Consider the following 19,641-nt stretch of genomic DNA (forward strand, 5'->3'; position numbering starts at 1 on the left):
ACTGCACCGGATACGCCGCCACGCTCAGCCGGAGGGTGAGGACAGGCGCTTCGTCCGGGCCCCAGGTCACCGTCACCGATCCGGTGCGCGCGGCCCGCACGGTGACGCGGGTGGCCCCGTTCCGGCCGGTGGCGGTCGACGTCACCATGGCCAGCATCGGATTGCTGCTGTGCGGCTGCGGCCAGGCGCTCTCGGAGCGGGGCTCCAGAACCACGGTCACCGTCGCGCCGGGGCGAACACAGAGGTCCCGGACGGAGGCGTCCCCGGGGCCGTGGGTGACGGTGGCCGAGCCGGCGACACAGCCCGGTGACGCCGAGGTCGTCCCGGGGGGCGTCGAGCTTCCCGCCGGGGGAGACGACGTCGGCGGCGTGGTGAGCGGATCGACGGAAGGGCGCGGCGGTGCGGGGTGCGCCCGCGAGTCGCTGCCGCCACCTCCGCAGGCGGTCAGGACACAGGAGACGGCAACCAGGACAGCTCCGAACCAAGGCCGGACCGGCCCGTGCCCCGGGCGACGACTGCCGTGCTCCACCGCCACCGCTGCCTCCTCACCCCACCGCACGCCACTGTGACGTCCTGGCCGACGGTCCGGTTCCCGGCCGTTCCCCTTCAGATGCCTGACCGACACCGACTCGCCGCGGCAGGCCGCCGCCCGCGCCGACGACGGCACCACACCCGCCCACCGGCACCGGGCCACCGACACTCCGCTCGGGCTCCTCACCGGGCAGGCCGACCACCACCACTGAGGATCGTGCATCGTGACGTCGCAGGTAACGGCTCTGGCGTGCGCGGGCATCAGGAAGCCCGTGCAGGTCGCGGGCGCAAGCCCGCCGCCGAGATGACCGGGCCGGTGGAGCCGACGAGTGGGGCGAGTGCGGCACCGGAACGCCGGGATCCGGTGCCGCACTCGGCGACGCTCAAGCCCAACCGGGCATCTGACGCCGGCGGTTTCCTTCGATGGTGGTCCTCAAGATCGTCGTGCGCCGATCACGCTGTCCCGGCCGCTGTCAGGAGCTCGTGAGGATGACGAGTTGCCGGGTCGCTCGGGTCATGGCGACATAGCGGTCGACTGCTCCTTCGACACCCTCGCCGAACGCCTCGGGGTCGATGAGGACGACCAGGTCGAACTCAAGCCCCTTCGACAGCGCGGGGGTGAGTGACCGCACGCGGGACGTCGCCCGGAACGTGGGATCGCCGATGACGCAGGCGATCCCGTCCTCATGCGCGGCGAGCCAGGAGTCGAGGACCGCGTCCAGGTCCGCAACGGATCCGTGGACGACGGGGATGCCGCTGCTGCGGACGGAGGTCGGCACATTGGCGTCCGGGAGCGCGGCCCGGATGACCGGCTCGGCTTCCGTCATGACCTCTTCCGGGGTCCGGTAGTTGATGCTCAGGGAGGCCACGTCGGTCCGGTCGAGCCCGATCCGCTCCAGCCGTTCCTGCCACGACTCCGTGAATCCGTGCCGGGCCTGGGCACGGTCCCCGACGATGGTGAAGCTCCGGGAGGGGCAGCGGAGCAGCAGCATCTGCCACTCCGCGTCGGTCAGTTCCTGGGCCTCGTCCACGACGATATGCGCGAACGGGCCGGCGAGTCGGTCCGGGTCGGCGCCGGGGAGGGCGGTCTCGTCGACCAGGGTGTCCTGAAGGTCCTGTCCGAGCAGCATCGTCACCGCGCCCTCACCGTCGGCATCGGCTGCGACGATGTTGCCGATGACGTCGGCCATGCGCTCGCGCTCGGCGGCGACAGCGGCCTTGCGCCGACGGCTTCGCCGTGCCGCCTCCGGGTCGCCGAGCCGCTGCCGTGCCGCGTCCAGGAGCGGCAGGTCCGACGCCGTCCAGTCCTGGGGTGCTTCCTTGCGCTTCAACTTGCGAACCTCGTCGCCGCTGAGCCAGGGAGCGCACATCCGCAGATAGGCGGGTACCGACCACAAGTCCCCGACGAGGTCGGCCGCTTCGAGCAGCGGCCACGCGCGGTTGAGGGTGGTGACCAGCTCCTCGTCGTGCCGCAGCGACCTGCCGAACCGGTCGGGCGAGACCTCGTCGCCGTCGTACTTGTCCAGCAGGATCGCGACCAGCTCCTCCCATATCTGCTCGCGCGCCTCGTTGTGCGGAGTGCCTGGTCCTGGTGCTTGGAACGCCTCGGCCCAGTCGTCGGCGCTCAGCCAGATGTCGGCCCAGTCGGTGGTGACCGTCATCCCCTCGGAGGGCGGCTCCTCGTAGAACCTGACGGCCGTCTCGATCGCCTTCACCATCTCCGCTGACGACTTCAGCCGGGCCACGTCCGGGTCGCTCTCGCTCACTGCGCCGGCTCCCTCGGCGACGAGTTCCCGCACGGTGCAGGTCTGCACGCCCTCCTCTCCGAGGCTGGGAAGGACGTCGGCGACGTAGTCCAGGTAAGGCTGGTGCGGACCGACGAACAACACGCCGCCCCGACGGTGACCGAGGCGAGGGTCGGAGTAGAGGAGGTAGGCCGAGCGGTGCAGAGCGACGACGGTCTTCCCCGTGCCCGGACCGCCGTCGACGACGAGGGCGCCACGGGACCCGGCCCGGATGATGGCGTCCTGGTCGGCCTGGATGGTGCCGAGCACGTCGCGCATCCGGGGCGACCGGTTGCTGCCCAGGCTGGCGATGAAGGCGGACTGGTCGTCGAGCGCGGCGTGCCGCTCCAGCCCGTCGGCGGTGAACACCTCGTCCCAGTAGTCGCTGATCCGGCCGCCGGACCAGCGATACCTGCGGCGGCTCGTCAGACCCGTCGGGTTGGCGTGGGTCGCCGCGAAGAACGGCTCGGCCGCGGGGGAGCGCCAGTCGACCAGCAGTCGACGTCCGGTGCTGTCGGTGAGACCGAGCCGTCCGACATACACGGGCTCGGGGTCGTCCGCGGTGACCATGCGCCCGAGGCACAGGTCCAGACCGAAGCGGCGCAAGGCGCGCAGACGGCCGGTCAGCCGGTGGACCTCCGCGTCCCGCTCCATCGCGTCCCGGCCGACGCCGCCGGGCGCCTTGAGCGCGGCGTCGAGGCGGTCGGACAGCTCGGCGATCGCCTGCTCAAGGCTCTCCGCGATGGCCGCGAAGTGCTTCTCGTCGTCGGCGATCAGCGTCGCGTCGGCCTTGGCGGAGAGGCGGTCGGGAAGGTTGAACGCACTGGTGGTCAGGGGGGTCATGTCATCAGCTCCGATCCGAGGCCGCGTCCGCGAATTCCCACGGTGCGCACACCCGCACCCCGGCGCCGAGCGCCCGCGACGGCAGTGCGAGTCCCACCACCGGCTCGACGCCGGCGCCTGACTCAAAGACCGGCAAAACCACACGCACTTCGTGAATCTCCCTTTTCCCCAGGTTCTGGCTTCGGCCAGTGATTTTGCGGCATGACCAGGGGCTTGCCGCAAGCCCCCCGGTGCGCTATATGTTGAGAGTGGCAAGGAGTGGGTACTCTCCTTGCCCCTTCTTGTGAGCAGGGATTCTCGCCAGACTCTTGTCAGCATCCGTCACCGGGGCCGCCGGACGCGGTGCCTGTCCTCGCATAGCCAGGACGCCCCTGGTCGATCGATCCCACCCTGAGGAGCTGGCCGTCGGCGTCGCGCCCGCGTTCATGGCCGCCGTGCCCGCACCGGCGGCCCCGGTGGCGGAGGCACCGGCGGTGCGGACCCGGGAGACGGCGGCTGAGGGGGACCGCCGCGCGCTCGCCGTGCATCGGGCCCTTCCGTCCGTGTAGGGGAACGGCGGCCGACGAAACGCGGAGGCGGTCGAGACCTGACCGGGAACATGCTCCATGAGGGGGGCCTGGCCGGTCAGCCCGATGCGTCAACGGCTCTGCTCGGTCCGCCACTTCGTACGGTTGGGTTTCGGGGCGCACCGAACCAACGGGTGAGGGCGGCGCGCAGGCCGTCCGCGTCGTCATCCCGGCCGGCCCAGCAGACGTACCCGTCCGGGCGGACCAGCAACGCCTCGCCGCTGTCGGCCGCAGGCCCGCGGTCGGGACGGACGATCCGGCCCGCCCAGCCGGCCGCCGCGGCGGCGACCGCTGATGCGGCGTCGGCCAGCAGGGTTCCGTGGCCGGACGGCAGCCGGAGGCCGGGCGCCCGCGCCCCCAGCAGCGGGTGATCCGGCGCGCCGGGCATCGGGTAGCGGATGTCCGTGCCGGCGATCATGGCGGCTACGCGGCGGTTGGCCTCCGGTGCGGTGAGCAGGTCGGCGAGCAGCTCGCGCACCGCCACGGCGTCCGGGTCGGGGAGCGTCAGGACCATCTGGGCGCGGGTGTTGGCCAGCACCCGGGCGCCGACCGGGTGCCGCTCGGCATGGTAGGTGGCCAGCAGCCCGTCCGGGGCCCATCCACGGGTCACGGCGGCCAGCTTCCAGCCCAGGTTGAACGCGTCCTGCATGCCGAGGTTGAGGCCCTGCCCGCCGGCGGGGGCGTGGATGTGGGCGGCGTCACCGGCCAGCAGCACCCGGCCGTCGGCGTACCGCTCGGCCTGCCGGGAGGCGTCGGTGAAGCGGGACGCCCAGCGGATGGCGCGCAGTTCGCGCGGCGGGCCGGGGCAGCGGGCCAGGGCCGCGCGCACCTCGTCCGCGGTGACCGGGGCGTCGCGGTCGACGCCCTGCTGCTCGGGGCCGCCGAGGATCAGCCGGTGCACGCCGCCGCCGAGCGGGAGCAGGAAGGCGACACCCGCGGGGTCCGGGCTGAGGTCGGGCAGGCGCCAGGGCTCACCGGAGCCGTCGGACTCGCCCTGCGCAGCGGCGAGTTCGACGTCGGCGACGGCCATGCCGACCCGGCCGTCCCGCCCCGGGAAGGGCATGCCCAGGACGCGGCGCACCGTACTGCGCCCGCCGTCCGCGCCCACGAGGTACGCGGCTCGGACGGTGCACTCGGCGCCATCGGGCCCGAGGAGGGTGGTGGTGACACCGTCCTCGTCCTGCCGGAACGACGTCAACTCCCGTCCCCGCAGCACCGGAACGCCGTACTCGGCGAGGTGGTCCTCCAAGAACTCCTCGACCCGGGCCTGCGGGATGCCGACCTGGTGGGGGAACGTGGTGTCCAGCGCGCTGTAGTCGAGCGGCAGCCCGGCGAAGTGGCCGGCGGGGAGGAGGGCCAGCGACCGGTCCAGGACCGGCTCCAGCCAGCCTCGGCAGTCCAGCACCTCGGCGGTGCGCGGCTGTAGGTTGAGCGCCTTGGACTGGCCGGTCCGCTGGGGCAGCCGCTCCACGACGGCGGCCCGTACTCCGGCCAGGCCCAGCTCGTTGGCGAGCAGCAGACCGGTCGGGCCCGCCCCCGCGATCAGCACCTCGATGTCGGTGTTCACGGTTCCCCCTACAGCTTCATGCCGTGCCGGGTGAGGTACCAGTTGTGCCAGGTGAGCAGCCCGCCGAGCATCACCAGCCACAGCACGGTGCTGGTGAGCGGGAAGGAGTCCACCGGGATCGTGTACGCCAGAACCACCCGCAGCACCGCGTCGAGCAGGAAGACCGCACCCCACACCGCCGTGACCAGCCGCAGGTGGTGACGGAACATCGGCTCCGTGTCCCACCGCGCCTCCCATTCCACCAGTCCGGCTTCGCCGACCTTGGCGATGACGATGCCGCGCGAGGCCGTCATGATGAACGGACGCCGGGTGAGCAGCGTGCCGAGCACCCAGAGCCCGATCGCGGCGGTCAGCCAGCTGTCCCTGATCATCAGCACCCGCGGGCTGCCGGTGATCAGGGACAGCAGTGTGCCGACCACCACCAGGCTCAGCGTGAACACCGCCATCGCTTCCACGCGCCGCTGCCGCACGATGCCGTAAACGATCCACGGCAGCAGCAACAGACCGCTGACGGCCATCGAGAGCCACTGGCCGGCGCCGGCCGCGCGCAGCCCGTAGTAGGAACCGAGCGGGAGGACGAGCTCGAAGAGCAGCTGCGCGGCGAGCCGCCGGCGCAGAGCCACTGTGCGGCGCCGGGCGGACGCGGCTTCCCCGTCCGTGTCGGTCTGCGGTGTCTGCTGTGTCTGCTGTGTTGCCATGGTGTGTTCCCCCGTTATCGCTGTGGTCATGACGTGCTTCTGGTGGCGCGGTCGAACAGGTCCGCCAACTCCCGGCCGGCGGCCCGCACATCGAGCTCGGGATCGTGGGTGGCGCGGCGCACCACGTCGTCGATGGCGGCACGGATCGCCCGCATCATCACCCACGGGTCGAAGTCGCAGAACTCGCCCGCGCGTTGCGCCTTGCGGATCTGCTCCACCTGGACGGTGAGGTTCGCCTCCGTGGTGTCGAGGAAGGCCACCATGCCGGGGGAGCCGCCGGGGAGGCTGGAGAGGATCTCGGTGATCGCCGCGAGGTGGTTCGGGTACTCGGCGCACAGGTCGAGGTTGCTCTCGATGGAGGCGCGCAGGCGGCCCGCGTAACTCTCGTGGGCTTCGATGCGGGGGCGGACGTACCCCTCCGCGAGCCGCATCACCTCGGCGACGACCTCGCGCATCAGGTCGTCCCGGCCGTCGAAGTGGTAGGAGATCATCCCCGTGCTGCTCAGCCCGGCGCGTTCCGCGATCTTCGCGAACGAGGCCCGGTGGTACCCGACTTCGGCGATGACGTCGATCGCCGCGGCGACGATCTGGGCGCGGCGGCCCGTCTCCGTGAAGGAGGACTTGCTCTTCCGCCCCGCCTTTTGCTTGGACGAGCTATTCCTTGCTTGCATGAGCAAGAAGATAGCGCGGTTTGCTCGCCCAAGCAAGAAGCGGTGCCGCGACTGCCCGTGCTGCGATGCGGCGTAGCGCGGTGCGGCGCCCGCGGCCCGCACCGGACATGCGGCCGACGCAGCCTGCGGGGCGCGTGCGGCAGCTACGAACGGGCCGCTGTCGAGCAGGCGGGCAAGCTGCGCATCCAGCTCTCGCGGCGCGCCGAGGGCCTTGCCGTCATCCTGGGGCCCGCCTGAAGCAACACGCTCCGGCCGCCCGCACCTCAACCCCGGCGTCATCTCTCGACCGACACCGCCGACGCGTACGGAGCTGACTGACCGCCGCTGCCAGGCGTCACCAGGAGGAGCGCACCGGCCGGCTCGGTCGTGGTGGGCGTGGTGGCGCTGGTTTCGGATGCGATCACTGCGGAGGATGCGCGGCGTCGGGGGAGCGGTCACTGATCTGCCGTCAGTATCCTGCGGTGTTTCCGCGGGAGATGACGTGGTGGTGTACGTGCCGCAAGCACAGCGGTCCACGCCCGATGAGGCCTCGGCCTGGGCCTGCCCTGCCTCACGCAGTGGTGGATGGCGGCTGATCGTCGTCGTGCGAGCGCCTTGACCGGCGCCAGTCGAGGCGACTTCCGTCCGGCGCGAAACCCGCTTCGGGCGTCGCCAGGAGGTCAGGTCCGGGTGTGGTGGTCCAGTAGGCGGGTGAGCAACTGCACGAACTGGTCGCGTTCGGCCGGGCTCAGCGGCGCGAGCAGTTCGTCGTGGAGGTCGTCCAGGACCTTGTCGAGGCGGCGCAGGTGACGGCGGCCTCGGGCGGAGATGGTGATGATGTTGCGGCGTCGGTCGTCGGGATCCGGTGCCCGCTCGACGAGGTCGCGCTCGGCCAGTTCGTTGAGCACGCCGACCATGTCGCTGCGGTAGATGCCGGAGCGCCGACTCAGCGTCGCTTGGCTTCCGGACCCGTGTTCCTGTAGCGAAGCGAGCACGGCGTAGTGCCACTTGCGGGCGTCGACCTGGGCCAGCCCTTCGGTGATCAGCCGGTCCGACTGCATGGTCAGCTGCGAGAGCAGTCGGCTCGCCCGTCGACGCAGCCTGTCGGGCGTCTTGGGCGCGACGTCATCGGGCAGGCCCGCGGCTTCGGCTCTGGTCATGGCGCCAATCCTACCCGTTGCGTTAGTCCAACTAACGATGTACGTTCACTCAGGCCAAAACCGTTAGTGCAATAAACGTTTATTGCGCGAACTCCGACGAAGGAAGCCCCGCCATTCCCACCAAGACGCTCCAGATTCCCACCACGGACGGCCAGGCCGACGCCTTCGCCGCCTTCCCCGACCACGGCGATCGGCACCCAGGGGTGCTGCTGTACGCGGACGCCTTCGGCATCCGGCCCGTGCTGCGGGAGATGGCCCGCGAACTGGCCGGGCACGGCTACTACGTGCTCGTCCCCAACCTCTTCTACCGGCACGGCCCGGCACCGGTGGTCGAGCTTCCCGAGCACATCGGAGAAGAGGTCCGGCCCGCGCTCATCGACCAACTGATGCCCTTGATCGAGGCGCACACCGCCGAACGTGTCCTGAGCGATGCCGACGCCTACCTCAGGTTCCTCACCGCCCAGCCCGAGGTCGGCGCCGGACCGGTCGCGGTGACCGGCTACTGCATAGGCGGCCTCCTGGCGATGCGCACCGCCGCGGCCCACCCCGGCCAGGTGGCCGCCGTCGCCGGATTCCACGGCCCCGTGGGCGCCGACGGGCCTGACGGCCTCTCCAAGCTCACCGCCCAGGTCCACCTCGGCCATGCCGAAACCGACATGACGCCCGAGGCCCTCGGCGAGCTCAACCAGGCCCTGGACGCCGCGGGTGTCGACTACACCTCCGAGATCTACCCCGGCACCATCCACGGCTTCACCATGTCCGACACCGACGCCTTCAACTCCGCCGCACTCCAGCGTCACTGGGACCGCCTGCTCCCCCTCCTCGGCCGCACGTTGGCCAACAGCTGAGGCGCCGGCCCGGAAACCGAACCGGGCTGCTCGCCGCGCTTCTTGCCAGTCCGGATGACCAGCCGGCCGGCGATTTCGCGCAGGGAGAGCTCCTCCTCGTCGCGTAGGGGTGCGGCGGTGGCGATCATGCCGTTGTCGGCGACTGACACCGCCGATCGCCCTGCGTGGAGGGCTGCCAAGCTCGGTAACGCGTGCGCTGCCTGACTCCTGCGGGGCACGACACCTGGCCTGGCAGAACACGCGACTGCAGCGTCGAGGCGGCAATAGCCCAGCTGGCCTAGAGTGCGCATCGCATGGTGACGCCGCTGTCGCTGACTCGTTGGCATGGCATGACAAAAATGCGTCGTGCATTCTCCGGTGTCGCGCTGGCGACTGTGGTTCTTGGCCCTATGTCGGCACAGGCTGTGGCCGCCGCTCCGAAGGACGACACTCCGATTCAGCCGCACGTGACGATGCCCTTGAGCGGCCTGTTCACAGACCACGGTACTCCGGTTAATTGGAGCATCCTCGACTATCGCCTCTGATGCGCGACAACGAGGTGCCGGGTACCAGGTTCGGTCTCGGGGCCCGTTGGTCTTGCCGGAGGGCGTCGGTGGAGGTACGGGAGCGGTGGGGCGCGGTCGCAGTACTGCGGGCGCCGGCCGCTCCCCTTCTTGCCCGAGGAGGCTGTGGGCGCATGGCGTGGTCACAGCCTCCTATGAGCGCCTCACGACATGCGGCACGGAAGATTCCGGTCGTGAGGGGCGACGCTATGCGGCCCCGGTGGCTGCCGTAGTAACCCATCGCCGGTTGACTGCCGGGCTGAAGACGGGGGGCCGAGGGCTGCATCGAAACGCGTTGGGGACGACCACGCCAGGGCCACGGCGGCGCCTGTTCCCCAGCGGCTTGTCGCCGGGTTCCGCGGCCGTCCAGTCGAACATCTGGAAGCGCCGACGGCAAAGCTCAGTTGATGCTGGTGGCATCTTGTGGCACGGCTCACCGCATCAGGTGGCCGGATCGCCACGTCTTCTACCCGTTGATGCATCTTCCCGCGACGGAACGCCCGCAGACCCGCGGAGGCTTCGTTCATATCCCTCCGGCCCCGCACCAGGTCCTGAACGCCGCTCTCCCCCGATGCCGGTGGGCACCACTGCCCGGGGGCTGCGAACCTTGCCGGCCACGGCGGCTGCGTACGGCACCGGGAGCAAGGTGGCCGAGGGGGCGACGAGCCGACCGTGCCGCCAGCCGGCGCGAGGGCGCACGAGCGGGGACGAGGGGATGGGGCTTCCGTGAGAGTCCCCACTCCTCGCCGTTTCGCCTGGCCAAGTGTCGGTCCACGGGGAATGGCTCCGGTGGCGAACCTGACGGCGGCTGAACGACTCCGGCTGGCCCCGTCGATGCCGGAGTTCACTCAAAGGTGCACCTGAGCCTCCACGAACTCGACATATGCCACAGGCTTGGGCATACTCGCCCATGTTGGGTGATCAAGCCTGGTCTCACCCAGGCTTCGAGCTTGCCCATCACACGCTTCGACCGATTCATCTCTCCGACGGATTGATGAATGCAGCCGGCCATCCCCATTTCCGTCGACGACTTACGGTCGCTCCGGTGAGCCACCGTGATGCGCCGCGTCCATGATGTGGATTCAGGCACACCCGCGAAGATGCGACGGCGCAGCACCATCAATTCCGCTACCGCATCAGGTAATTCGAACCACAGGATGGTTGGCGATGCCGGAAACGCCCGCAGCTCCGGAAAACCGCGCGGTCACGAGCGAAGAGGGACGAGCACTCCCAGTCTCGTCCCCTTCCCCCACATCCGCTACAGACGGGTCTGTCGGACTCTGCGATGCGGAGTGGCATGTTCGGCGACAACACGGCTGGCCAAGCACCCCCGAGCAGTTACCGCCACGGCCGGATCTGGGCATGAGGCATCGTTCGAAAGCGATCGTGCCCGTCGTGGAGAGCGAGCAGACCACAGGCATGTACGGCTGGCGCCTGGACACCCTGCTCGACGCCGCCCCCACCGCTGATGTCCGTGCCGCGATCCAGGAGTTCCTGACCCGTGTCTACGACGATCTGCGCAACCCCGGGTCCGCCGCGAAGGACCGGGCACTGGACTTCGCCGCCACCGACGTCTTCCAGGCCGCCATCACCGCTACCGAAGCCATCGCTACGGGAAAGGCCCTGGACACCATCATCGTCGAGAAAAGCCCCTTCTCCCGGATGAACAGCGACTGCTGGGACGTCAAGCTCCGCTTCTTCGACCCCGAGGACGGGCTTCGGCCCCGCAGCGTGTTCCGCTTCACCATCGACGTCTCCGACACCATGCCGGTCACCCTCCGTGACATCCGCACATGGTCTGAGGCCAGATAGCAACGACATGCGCCCTGACCGCACCCCTCGTACGATGATCCATGGAGGCTGAGCACATGGAGGACGGTCCATGATGGTGACATCTACCGACCGCTACCCTTACGCCTTCCACATCGCCCTCGACGGCAACGGTTTGAACGGTCTGGAGGGTGCGGCGGGTGTCTGCGTCTTCCGCTACAACCCGGACAGCGGCGAGTACGCCTACCGCGTGCAGTACTACGACGGTGTGGCCGGCGGCCATGCCATCAGCATCACGCCCGACCGGAAATCCGGGTTTCTCGGCAATGCCGGGCAACAGCTCTTGTTCTACGACGTCCATTCGCTGGACGAGCGCGAGCGGGTCTCCACCCTGCGGTTCGAAACCCCCGATGCGTCCATCAAGAGCAGCACGCACATGGTGTGGCTGGACAACACCCAGGGCGTCACGGCCATCGGCGACGGCCTGTGGCTGGTGGACCTCGACCGCCCGACCAAGGCCGAGCGCATCGGCGACCACCTGCTCAAACTTCCGCACGCCATGAAACGCACCGCCTCCGGCCGCTATCTCGTCTATGGCGGGATGGACCATCCGGGCCAGGGAGAGGCCGCCGAGGTCGGCATCTTCGATCTCGAAAAACGCGTGGCCCGGCGGATCCCCCTGCCGACGACCTGCTGGCACGTCGCCTGCCATCCGTATGAGGACGTCTTCTACGCACTGTCCTTCCGGGTCCACCCTCAGGAGGGCCGGGACTGGCACGAATGGGCCATGGCCTACTTCAAGGAGTATGCGTACGAGATCGACGCCGGTAGCGGGCAGATCCTGCGGCACTGGACCTGCGGTCAGAACGTGCCCGCGCACATCAACTCGGACGTGTGTATCTCCGACCGCGAGCTGATCTACTGCAACGGCGGCAGCGGCACCATCGTCATGATCGACCTCGCCGACTTCACCTCGTACCGAGTCATCGACGAACGACCAAGACTGTCCGCGCAGATGCGATCCGCCCGGCAGGCCGCCCGGCAGGTCACCGACGCTTTCACCCGGGGATCCCTCATCCCGAGCAGCAGGCATTTCGTCGGCGCGCTGCGCGTCACGCGCGGCACGCTGATCGACTCGGTCTACGCCTGCCAGCTCTCCGCCGACCAGAAACTGCTGTTCACCGCCAACCGCGGGCTCAACACCATCACCGTCTACGACTATCCGGCCAATGCCGTGCGGCTGCGGGTCGAGATGCCGGAGCTGCGCGCGTACCTTCCCGATCTGCCTGTCTGGACCGATCCCCGGCTGGGGTTCCACCACAGCACCCTGCTGAGCCCGGTCCCGGCTCCTGCCGGGGCTCCACCTGAGGAGAGTTCATGAGCACCGAGACGACCGAAGAGCTGGCCGCCGAACTCCGGCGAAGCTGGGAACACTTCCGGACCGCAGCCGTCCGGATCGCCGAACTCCAGACCGCGATGTGGGGTGACTATGCGGAGTTGATGACCGGGCTGCTCAACGGCAAACCCACCTGGGGCGACGTCAACAGGGCGTACTGGCAGTTCGTCGGCGACGAGGGCGTGAAGTTCGCCTCGGCCCTGGGCGGACTCGGCATCGACTACGCCCGGAACGTTGCGGAGCTGACCCGGGAGCACGAACAGCGCCTCTGCGAGCAGTTGCGCGCATCCGCGCCGGAAGCGGTGCCGGACGACGGACCCGGCGGAGGAGGGGGCGCCAAGGCCGGCCCCTCGCCCCGCTCCAGGGGTACGAAGCGATAGCAGCGGTTTTCCGAAAAGTCCGGAGCAACCGGCCTGCTGTGGACAGGCACCGGTGCATGACCATGCGCCGCCGCCTGTCCGGGCACTTCGGTCAGCTCAGCGCTCTGACGTCCTCGTCCAGCTGTCGGGGAACCAGTTCCCGCGTACCCATGACCTCCGGATGTGGCCGTAGCACGGATCTGATCCGGTCCGGCACGTGCGGGCTGGTCACCAGCCAGCCGAGCGCCTCGGCGAGCGCCTGGCGCGCGGGCCGCGGTCTGTACCCGAGGGCAGCGGCCTTGTCGTGCCGGTACCAGTAGTGCCGGCCCATCGTCCGGGCCTCCGCGCGGGTGGTCGCAGGGGTCCGGGCGCTCAGCACCGCCCGGATCTCGGCCAGCGTCGCCGCCACATACGCGCCGGTGTGCGTGGCAGTGGCCCACGGCCCATGAGTCCCGCACAGCTCCGAGACGGTCTGGTGGATGGTCCGCCACGCCCAGTTCTCACCGCCCAGCAGATAGCGTTCCCCGGCGGTTCCGCGCTCCGCGAGCAGTACGTGGCCTTCGGCGATGTCTCGGACGGAGACGATGTTGCAGCCGCCCGGGTAGGTGGTGCGCAGGGGATCGGCCAGATACCGGGTGAGCAGTGCGTTGCTGGGGACCAGCCGCCAGTCGGGTCCGCCGACCACGATGGTCGGGCAGGCGGCCACCACCTCCAGCCCCAATTCGGTGCCCAGCGCGAGCGCTGTCCGCTCCTGCTCCAGCTTGGTGAGGAAGTAGTCCGGCAGATACTCCTCGCCGGGCATTCCGTTCTCGTCGAGCGAGGCCGGACCGTCGGACGATCCGCAGGTGACCGACGACGAAGTCACCACCACCCGTCGGACCCCTGCCCCCGCTGCCGCCTGTAGCACGTCGCGGGTGCCCGCCACGTTGGCCCGGGCCAGTTCCTCCCGCGTGACGTCCCAGTAGGCGAAGACGGCGGCGCAGTGGAACACCGTGTCGCAGCCCTCGAATGCGGGCCGCAAGGTGGCGGGGGCACGGAGGTCCGCGTGGACCACGGGGACGCCCAGCGCGTGGAGTTGCCGCGTGTCGCCGCTTTGACGGACCAGCGCCCGCACCTCATGTCCGGCGCCCGACAGAGCACGCACCACCTGGCCACCGACAAGTCCGGAAGCTCCGGTCACACACGCTTTCACAGTGGCTACCTCGATCGCCTGTCCTGGGCTACGGCTTCGCGCAGCCCCTGCCAGAAACCGGTGACCGCGGGCCGCAGCTCTTCCCGGAGTTCCTCGATCGGCCCGAAACGGGACGGGACGTCACCGGGCGCAACATGCCGGAAGCCGTCAGGCCCCAACTGTCCCGGCAGTCTCGACACGGACCAGGCATGCGAGGCGACGCTGCGTACGAGCCGGGCTGCCTCGGTCAGGCGCTGGGTGGGCAGCTCGGCGGCCAGCATGTCGTCATGCTCCTCCCAAGCGCGGCCGATCCGGTACGGCCGCCCCTCGTACTGCGCCTCGAAGTTGTCGAGCGTGCGGGTGAAGAACCGCCGATAGGAGTCCTGCACCAGCGGATCCCTGAGCTTGGGCCGGGTTTCGGGACGGAATACCTGCCAGGTCAGCGGCAGCGTGAACCGCTGGCGCACCCGGACCACGATCCGGGTCCGGTTTCCGCCGTCCGCCGGGAGGAAGGCCACCGAACCGTCGTCGTACTCGGCGGAGCCGTTCGGGCTGTGGACCGTGCGCCAGGCGATCCGCTGCGATCGCTCCTCGTAGCTGATCGATTCGAGCTTGCAGACATCGATGGGCGGGCCGCCGTAGAACGCCATGTAGTTCGGCTGTGCCAGATACAGGTTGCGTTCGATCTGGCGGGTGGGCCGTCCCTGCGCGTCGCGGGACACCACGTGGACCCGTCCGCCCAGGTAGTCGGTCATGTAGCTGATGGTCCGGCTGATGTCGACCCGGCGCACGAACTCCGCGTACGGTGCGTTGACGGTGCGTTCGCATCCGAAGAGGATCGAGCTGCCCAGGTGTTGCCACCGCATCAGCCAGGCGTCCGCGGGCAGCGCGTCGATCACTTCTTCCAACGGCTGGAGCAGACCGTTGATCCGGTCGAAGTCACCGTGGGTGTAGGTGTCCGGGTCGATGGCGAGGGAGACGTCTCGGCGCCGGATCTTCTCCTTGCCGTACCCGGTACGCCACGCGCGTACGGTGGACGACGCGGATGCGGCTGCTCCGACCACCGTGCAGAGGGCGGCGGACGCCGCCGGGTTCTCGTCCGCGACGCGGATCAGCGCGGTGAGCAGGCGCGACAGCCGTGCCAGCGCTGGATCGGTGACCTCCGCGGTGCCCGGGGTCACCTGCCAGGAGGCGATGCTGAACAGCCGGTGCACCCGGCCGTCCGGGGCGAGTCGGCGCACCGCCTCGACCAGGGCTCTTGGTGGGTTGCGCCACCCTTGGTACGGCGTCAGGTCTCCGTCGAGGTGATATGCGTCCGGCAGCCCGCGGTCGCGGAGTACCCGCGCGTTGAGCGGCGACGAGATGGGGTCGACGTGCATGAGCAGTGCGCCGACCATGTCTGCCAGCACCCCGTCCGGTGCGGCGATCACCGTCCCCGTTCCCAGCGGCTTGCCCACGTACGATCCGGCGCACCCGTGACTGCTCACCACCGCGTCGATGATGTGGAAGTCCGGTGCGTAGGAACGCAGCAGATCCACGATGACCTCGCCGCCGTCGCGCCGTGCCCGGTAGTGGTGGTGTTTGTCGGCGTGCGGCAGCACGCCCAACAGATTGGCCAGGCAGAGGGCGTACCCGAACTCCGGGTGAGTGCTGTTCTTCGCGATGTTGATACGGAAGTCCGCCGCCAGCCAGGTACGCGCCATTCCGCTGCCGTGCAGCACACTGGAAGCGGGAAACCCGGCCGGTTCGATGTCCTCGGAGAGGTCCACGATCCGGTAGGTGTTGCCCCGTTGGGTGCGCCCGCCGTAGCCGAGCCGACGACAGGTCTGGAGGAGTCCGGGGCCCTCCAGCCACACGTCGGGACCGCAGCGGGAGGCTCCGACAGTGATGTTCCGGTAGCCCCGGTCACACAGCAGGTCGATCAGCTGCTCCACGAACACGGCGCTTACTGCGGTCGTCGGATCGCCGTACGCGGATGCTCCCGGCGTCAACATCACCGCCAACCCGCCCGGATCGCCGGCCGCGCGTTCGGCGAGCCGCTGCCAGAGCCCGGCCCGGGTGACCGCGTCTGCCAGCAGGCGCGCAGGCGGCAGCGGCCGGGTCCGGGTGGACCGCACCACGGCGGCGACGGGGGTCACGTCGTCCTTGGTGCTGGTGGAGGAGACCGCACGTGACAGTCCTACTGCGGCCTCGTCATGGGAGATCATCTTCATGGCCTCCGCCCAGGGGCACGTCGTTCAATGGTGCGCCCGGTCGGCCCAGCACCACTTGTCACAAAACGACCAAACAGGTACAAGCGCGATGTTACTGCACGGAAGGTGGATGCACAGCAGGACGCGCTTGCGCCGAACGCAAGTCGTCGTCAGGCGCACTCCATGCTCCAGTCATTGGCAGGAGCGGCGCCGGTCAGAGGCACTGGATGCGTGAGCGGACGGTCCGGCACCGGGTGTCGCGAGCCGGTTCGAGCACGCAGCCGCGCAGCGCTGGTCAGGCGAAACGGCACCACTCGGCAGCGTCGGGCACCGCCAGGCAGGGACTCGATCCCACTCCTCAGGCGGGGGGCGACGGCCATACATGTCATGCCTGTGCCCGGTAGGGAGATTCCTTCACGCAAGCAATCCGCATCCCGTCGGCCGCGGTGTCCGTGGCAGGAACCGCTCCTGTGTCTGCGGAAAGACTCCCATCCGGGGTCACTCTCAAACGCCGTGCCGGTGTCGTGCCAGACAGGCCGGCAAACAACGGTCGCCAAGGGCAGCTCGCCTCATCCGGTGGGCGACCCGCAACGCCAGTCATGTCTTGCCGACGCCGGCCGTGCCCGTGAGGGCCACCGGCCGCGACGCCGCCACCAGAGCTGCGACGGCGTCCAGTTCGGCAGTTCGCCCCATGAAGCCGGTCGTTTCCGCGGGGAGGCCCTGCGACCATTGCCCGTTCCTCATGGTGGTCACTCGCGCCGGTCTGCCTTTGCGGGGCGGAGCCGGCGTGGTCATCTCGCACCATGCACATGTCCTTTGGGGAGAAGACGCGAAACCAGTCGCTGCGGCACCGCACTTGGTCATCGGTGGCCCATATCCGGTCACTCCGGCCACCCCTCGCTCGAAATCCGCTCGGCAAGGAGAGACCCTGCACCGCACGAGAGCGAAGAATCAGCGCCGCGTTGATGCTCAAGTCGGAGGCTTCACGATGACGGCCACGCCGGCGTACCGCGTGAGTGCGTCGAGGCGTGCCCGCCTGCGCTGAAGCGAGGGCGTGATGGGCGCGCGGATCGGTCGTCTACCTGGCACGTCCGAATCCGGAGCCCGCGGAGACAGCCATGGACCGTACGTACGACGCCGCGCTCATCGAGGTCAGGCCGGTGGAGAACCGCGCCGACCTGAGTGCCTTCATCGAGTTCCCCTATGAGTTGCACAGCGGCGAGCCGTTGTGGGTGCCGCCCCTGCGAAGCGAGCAGCGGCGGATGCTGAATCGCCGGTCCCATCCGTTCTTCGATTTCGGTGCGGCGGAGTTCCTCCTCGCCCGGGTGGGAAAGCGTGTGGTCGGGCGTATCGCAGCCGTGCACAATCCCAGGCACGGTCCTGACCGCGATCCCCAGCGTGACACGCGGCAGGGGTGTTTCGGGTTCTTCGAGTGCGTTGACGATGTCGCCGTTGCCGGGGCGTTGTTCGACGCCGCCGCTTCCTGGTTGCGACGGCGGCAACTGACCAGTGTCCTCGGTCCGGTGAGCTTCTCGACGAACTACGAGTGCGGGATTCTCATCGACGGGTTCGACCGGCGGCCGACCATTCAGATGCCGTACAACCCGCGTTGCTCTCCCGAGTTGCCGGCCGCGTGCGGGCTCTCCCCGGCGACGGACATGGCGGCCTGGGACGCACCCGCGCCGTTCCACGACATCGCGGCCATTCAACGCCTCACCCGGTGTGCCGCCCGCCGGCACGACGTACGCGTACGCCCGCTGAACCTGCGGGACTTCGCCGCAGAGACCGCACTGATCGGGTGAGGGCGGCGCGCATGCCCGGAACCGGGCGCGGCCGTCCCGTCACGATGTCCAGCTCAAGTCCCGGTTCCTGACGGTGGAGATTCGCGGCCGGAGGCACCGTCCGGTGTTGCAGGCTCAGTACGGTGAAGGCCGCCTCGACCGCTCCCGCCGCCCCGAGCGAATGCCCGATGACGCTCTTGTTCGCGGTGATCACCGGTGCGTGCGGGAAGACGCGCCGCAGCATCCGTGCCTCGCTCGCGTCGTTCAGCGGTGTCGACGTGCCGTGCGCGTTCACGTGATCGATGTCGGCGGGAGTGCATCCCGCGTCAGCGAGCGCACTTTCGACCGCGACTTCCGCACCGTGGCCTTCAGGGTCCGGCACGGTGACGTGATGGGCATCCGAAGAGGCGCCGTAGCCGGTCAGGTAGGCGCGGATGCGGGCCCCGCGGCGCCGCGCGTGTTCCGTGCGTTCGAGCACGAGGACGGAGTCGCCCTCCCCGAGGACGAAGCCGTCCCGTTCGCTGTCGAACGGACGGGACGCCGTGGCCGGATCGGCCCGGCGCGCGGACAGGGCACCCATGCACGAGAAGAGCGCCGCGGTCATCCGGTCCCTTGTCGACTCGCTGCCACCTGCCAGCACCACATCGCAGCGTCCTGCCCGGAGCAGGTCCAGTGCCGTGCCCAGGGCGGTGGTGCCGGCCTGACCGAACTCGGGTAGTGGAACGTATCTCGCAGATCGGCCTCCGCCAGGCCCCGGCCGGCAGCGCCTCCCCGAGCAGCCTCACCGCCGCCCGTCCCCTTCGGGGTGGGCGGCGGTGATGTCCGTTCGCCGAAACGGGGATCGCCCGCCGCATGGAGTGCCCCACCGAGCGCAAGCTGATGCTGGAGTTCGCGGCCCAGCCCGGAGTGGTGCTGACCCGGGCCGCCCTGTTGGAACGGGTGTGGGACTACGGGTGGGGCGGCGACGGCCGGGTGGTCGACGTCCACATGTAGCGGCTGCGTAGGAAGGTCGGCCGTGACCGCATTGAGACGGTCCGCGGCTTCGGCTTCAAGCTGGTGGTCACACCGCTGCCCGACACCCCCTGACCGCCATGGGACTGCGCACCAAGACCGCTCTGGTCATCGCCACAACCTCCGCCCTCATCGCCGCCCTCATCGGCCTCCTCCCCCAGCGATCCTGCTCCCGCGTGGATCCATCTGCATACCGCCGCAGGTGAGCGTGCCGCTCCAGGGGTCGCTGACATCCGCAGCTGACATCGATGACGATGCACGCGCGACAGCCTCCCGCACAAGGCCGACCGGTCCTCCAAGACGCCGTGTGGGAGCGGCTGGAGGGCGTACGGCTGTACAGACTTCGAGTGCGCACGGACCTTCAAGGACAGGAGCCAGGGCAGCAGTTCCGGCGTCGCGTGCACCTCGTCGTAGAAGCCGAGGTGCAGGTCGGCGAGTTCGTCCTCGACGAGCCAGTGGTCGAGCGCGTCGCTGAGGTGCAGATCCGCTGCCTTGGTTGGGGTTTCGGCCCGGATGGACAGCCAGGGGGCGAGGGTACCCACGGTGACCGAGAACGTCCCCAGTACGTCGGCGACCTGTCCGGCGCTCGGGTGGGTGCGCAGGACTGACCGCCACCAGGCGTGCCAGAACTCCTCCCGTGCAATGTGCTGCGGGGCGGGCCAGTTGCGCCTCCCGGCGGCAAGCAGCCGGGAGGCGACCAGGCCGTGGTCGAGCTCGTCAACAATGAGGAGACGGACGATCCTGGGCGCCAACCGGCGGTACCGGCCCGGGA

General features: G+C 69.6%; 18 protein-coding genes and 1 pseudogene. 9 read left to right on the forward strand and 10 right to left on the reverse strand.

The annotated features are described in order from the left end of the window. The 5 genes from IEZ17_RS16420 to IEZ17_RS16440 form a co-directional block, all read right to left on the reverse strand. The coding region (locus tag IEZ17_RS16420) for a hypothetical protein (RefSeq protein ID WP_189300758.1) at nucleotides 1–220 on the reverse strand (220 nt) is incomplete at its 3' end. A gap of 784 nt (nucleotides 221–1,004) precedes the next feature. Then, a complete protein-coding gene (helR, locus tag IEZ17_RS16425) occupies nucleotides 1,005–3,158 on the reverse strand; it encodes an RNA polymerase recycling motor ATPase HelR (RefSeq protein WP_189300760.1) in 2,154 nt (717 codons plus the stop codon). A 624-nt stretch (nucleotides 3,159–3,782) separates the two neighbouring features. After that, nucleotides 3,783–5,291, reverse strand: coding sequence for an FAD-dependent monooxygenase (locus IEZ17_RS16430; protein ID WP_189300762.1), 1,509 nt, complete (start codon nucleotides 5,289–5,291; stop codon nucleotides 3,783–3,785). 8 nt (nucleotides 5,292–5,299) lie between these two features. After that, on the reverse strand, nucleotides 5,300–5,989 hold the full coding sequence (locus IEZ17_RS16435) for a VC0807 family protein (RefSeq protein ID WP_229852309.1): 690 nt from the start codon (nucleotides 5,987–5,989) through the stop codon (nucleotides 5,300–5,302). A gap of 26 nt (nucleotides 5,990–6,015) precedes the next feature. Beyond that, the gene (locus IEZ17_RS16440) at nucleotides 6,016–6,660 is read right to left on the reverse strand and encodes a TetR/AcrR family transcriptional regulator (protein ID WP_189300766.1); all 645 of its coding nucleotides are present in this window, start codon (nucleotides 6,658–6,660) and stop codon (nucleotides 6,016–6,018) included. 42 nt (nucleotides 6,661–6,702) lie between these two features. Between IEZ17_RS16440 and IEZ17_RS16445 the strand changes: the two genes are divergently transcribed. Next, nucleotides 6,703–6,897: a hypothetical protein gene (locus IEZ17_RS16445; RefSeq protein ID WP_189300768.1), complete on the forward strand. Its 195-nt coding sequence runs from the start codon at nucleotides 6,703–6,705 to the stop codon at nucleotides 6,895–6,897. Between the two features lie 422 nt (nucleotides 6,898–7,319). Here IEZ17_RS16445 and IEZ17_RS16450 read toward each other — a convergent pair whose 3' ends face one another. Further along, entirely contained in the window at nucleotides 7,320–7,799 is a 480-nt protein-coding gene (locus tag IEZ17_RS16450; protein WP_189300770.1) for a MarR family winged helix-turn-helix transcriptional regulator, read from the reverse strand. A 113-nt stretch (nucleotides 7,800–7,912) separates the two neighbouring features. Here IEZ17_RS16450 and IEZ17_RS16455 point away from each other — a divergent pair, with 113 nt between their 5' ends. The 5 genes from IEZ17_RS16455 (at nucleotide 7,913) to IEZ17_RS16475 (ending at nucleotide 12,735) form a co-directional block, all read left to right on the forward strand. After that, nucleotides 7,913–8,647, forward strand: coding sequence for a dienelactone hydrolase family protein (locus IEZ17_RS16455; RefSeq protein WP_189300878.1), 735 nt, complete (start codon nucleotides 7,913–7,915; stop codon nucleotides 8,645–8,647). Nucleotides 8,648–8,940: 293 nt separating this feature from the next. Next, nucleotides 8,941–9,171 carry a hypothetical protein gene (locus tag IEZ17_RS16460; protein ID WP_189300772.1) on the forward strand — a complete coding sequence of 77 codons (231 nt, stop codon included), beginning with the start codon at nucleotides 8,941–8,943 and terminating at the stop codon, nucleotides 9,169–9,171. Nucleotides 9,172–10,551: 1,380 nt separating this feature from the next. Beyond that, on the forward strand, nucleotides 10,552–11,001 hold the full coding sequence (locus tag IEZ17_RS42390) for a cyanobactin maturation protease PatG family protein (protein WP_229852310.1): 450 nt from the start codon (nucleotides 10,552–10,554) through the stop codon (nucleotides 10,999–11,001). 70 nt (nucleotides 11,002–11,071) lie between these two features. Beyond that, complete coding sequence (locus tag IEZ17_RS16470) at nucleotides 11,072–12,340, forward strand: hypothetical protein (RefSeq protein ID WP_229852311.1); 1,269 nt, start codon at nucleotides 11,072–11,074, stop codon at nucleotides 12,338–12,340. Continuing rightward, complete coding sequence (locus IEZ17_RS16475) at nucleotides 12,337–12,735, forward strand: hypothetical protein (RefSeq protein ID WP_189300775.1); 399 nt, start codon at nucleotides 12,337–12,339, stop codon at nucleotides 12,733–12,735. Before IEZ17_RS16470 ends, IEZ17_RS16475 begins: the two co-directional genes overlap by 4 nt. A gap of 91 nt (nucleotides 12,736–12,826) precedes the next feature. Here IEZ17_RS16475 and IEZ17_RS16480 read toward each other — a convergent pair whose 3' ends face one another. From IEZ17_RS16480 to IEZ17_RS16490, 3 genes are all read right to left on the reverse strand, one after another. Further along, nucleotides 12,827–13,894 carry an NAD-dependent epimerase/dehydratase family protein gene (locus IEZ17_RS16480; RefSeq protein WP_189300777.1) on the reverse strand — a complete coding sequence of 356 codons (1,068 nt, stop codon included), beginning with the start codon at nucleotides 13,892–13,894 and terminating at the stop codon, nucleotides 12,827–12,829. Between the two features lie 17 nt (nucleotides 13,895–13,911). Then, entirely contained in the window at nucleotides 13,912–16,098 is a 2,187-nt protein-coding gene (locus tag IEZ17_RS16485) for a DUF362 domain-containing protein (RefSeq protein WP_189300779.1), read from the reverse strand. Between the two features lie 576 nt (nucleotides 16,099–16,674). Next, nucleotides 16,675–16,830 carry a hypothetical protein gene (locus tag IEZ17_RS16490; protein ID WP_189300781.1) on the reverse strand — a complete coding sequence of 52 codons (156 nt, stop codon included), beginning with the start codon at nucleotides 16,828–16,830 and terminating at the stop codon, nucleotides 16,675–16,677. 365 nt (nucleotides 16,831–17,195) lie between these two features. Between IEZ17_RS16490 and IEZ17_RS16495 the strand changes: the two genes are divergently transcribed. Next, the gene (locus IEZ17_RS16495; RefSeq protein ID WP_189300783.1) at nucleotides 17,196–17,879 is read left to right on the forward strand and encodes a hypothetical protein; all 684 of its coding nucleotides are present in this window, start codon (nucleotides 17,196–17,198) and stop codon (nucleotides 17,877–17,879) included. Here the strand turns inward: IEZ17_RS16495 and IEZ17_RS16500 are convergent. Then, complete coding sequence (locus tag IEZ17_RS16500) at nucleotides 17,791–18,543, reverse strand: beta-ketoacyl synthase N-terminal-like domain-containing protein (protein WP_189300881.1); 753 nt, start codon at nucleotides 18,541–18,543, stop codon at nucleotides 17,791–17,793. The two genes, IEZ17_RS16495 and IEZ17_RS16500, sit on opposite strands and share 89 nt — an antisense overlap. 176 nt (nucleotides 18,544–18,719) lie before the next feature. Here IEZ17_RS16500 and IEZ17_RS16505 point away from each other — a divergent pair. Further along, a pseudogene (locus IEZ17_RS16505) lies at nucleotides 18,720–18,944 on the forward strand (winged helix-turn-helix domain-containing protein); the annotation flags it as partial. A gap of 272 nt (nucleotides 18,945–19,216) precedes the next feature. Next, nucleotides 19,217–19,477 carry a hypothetical protein gene (locus IEZ17_RS16510; RefSeq protein WP_189300785.1) on the forward strand — a complete coding sequence of 87 codons (261 nt, stop codon included), beginning with the start codon at nucleotides 19,217–19,219 and terminating at the stop codon, nucleotides 19,475–19,477. Nucleotides 19,478–19,641 lie beyond the last annotated feature (164 nt).

The organism is Streptomyces albospinus, assembly GCF_014648695.1.
GTDB lineage: Bacteria > Actinomycetota > Actinomycetes > Streptomycetales > Streptomycetaceae > Streptomyces > Streptomyces albospinus.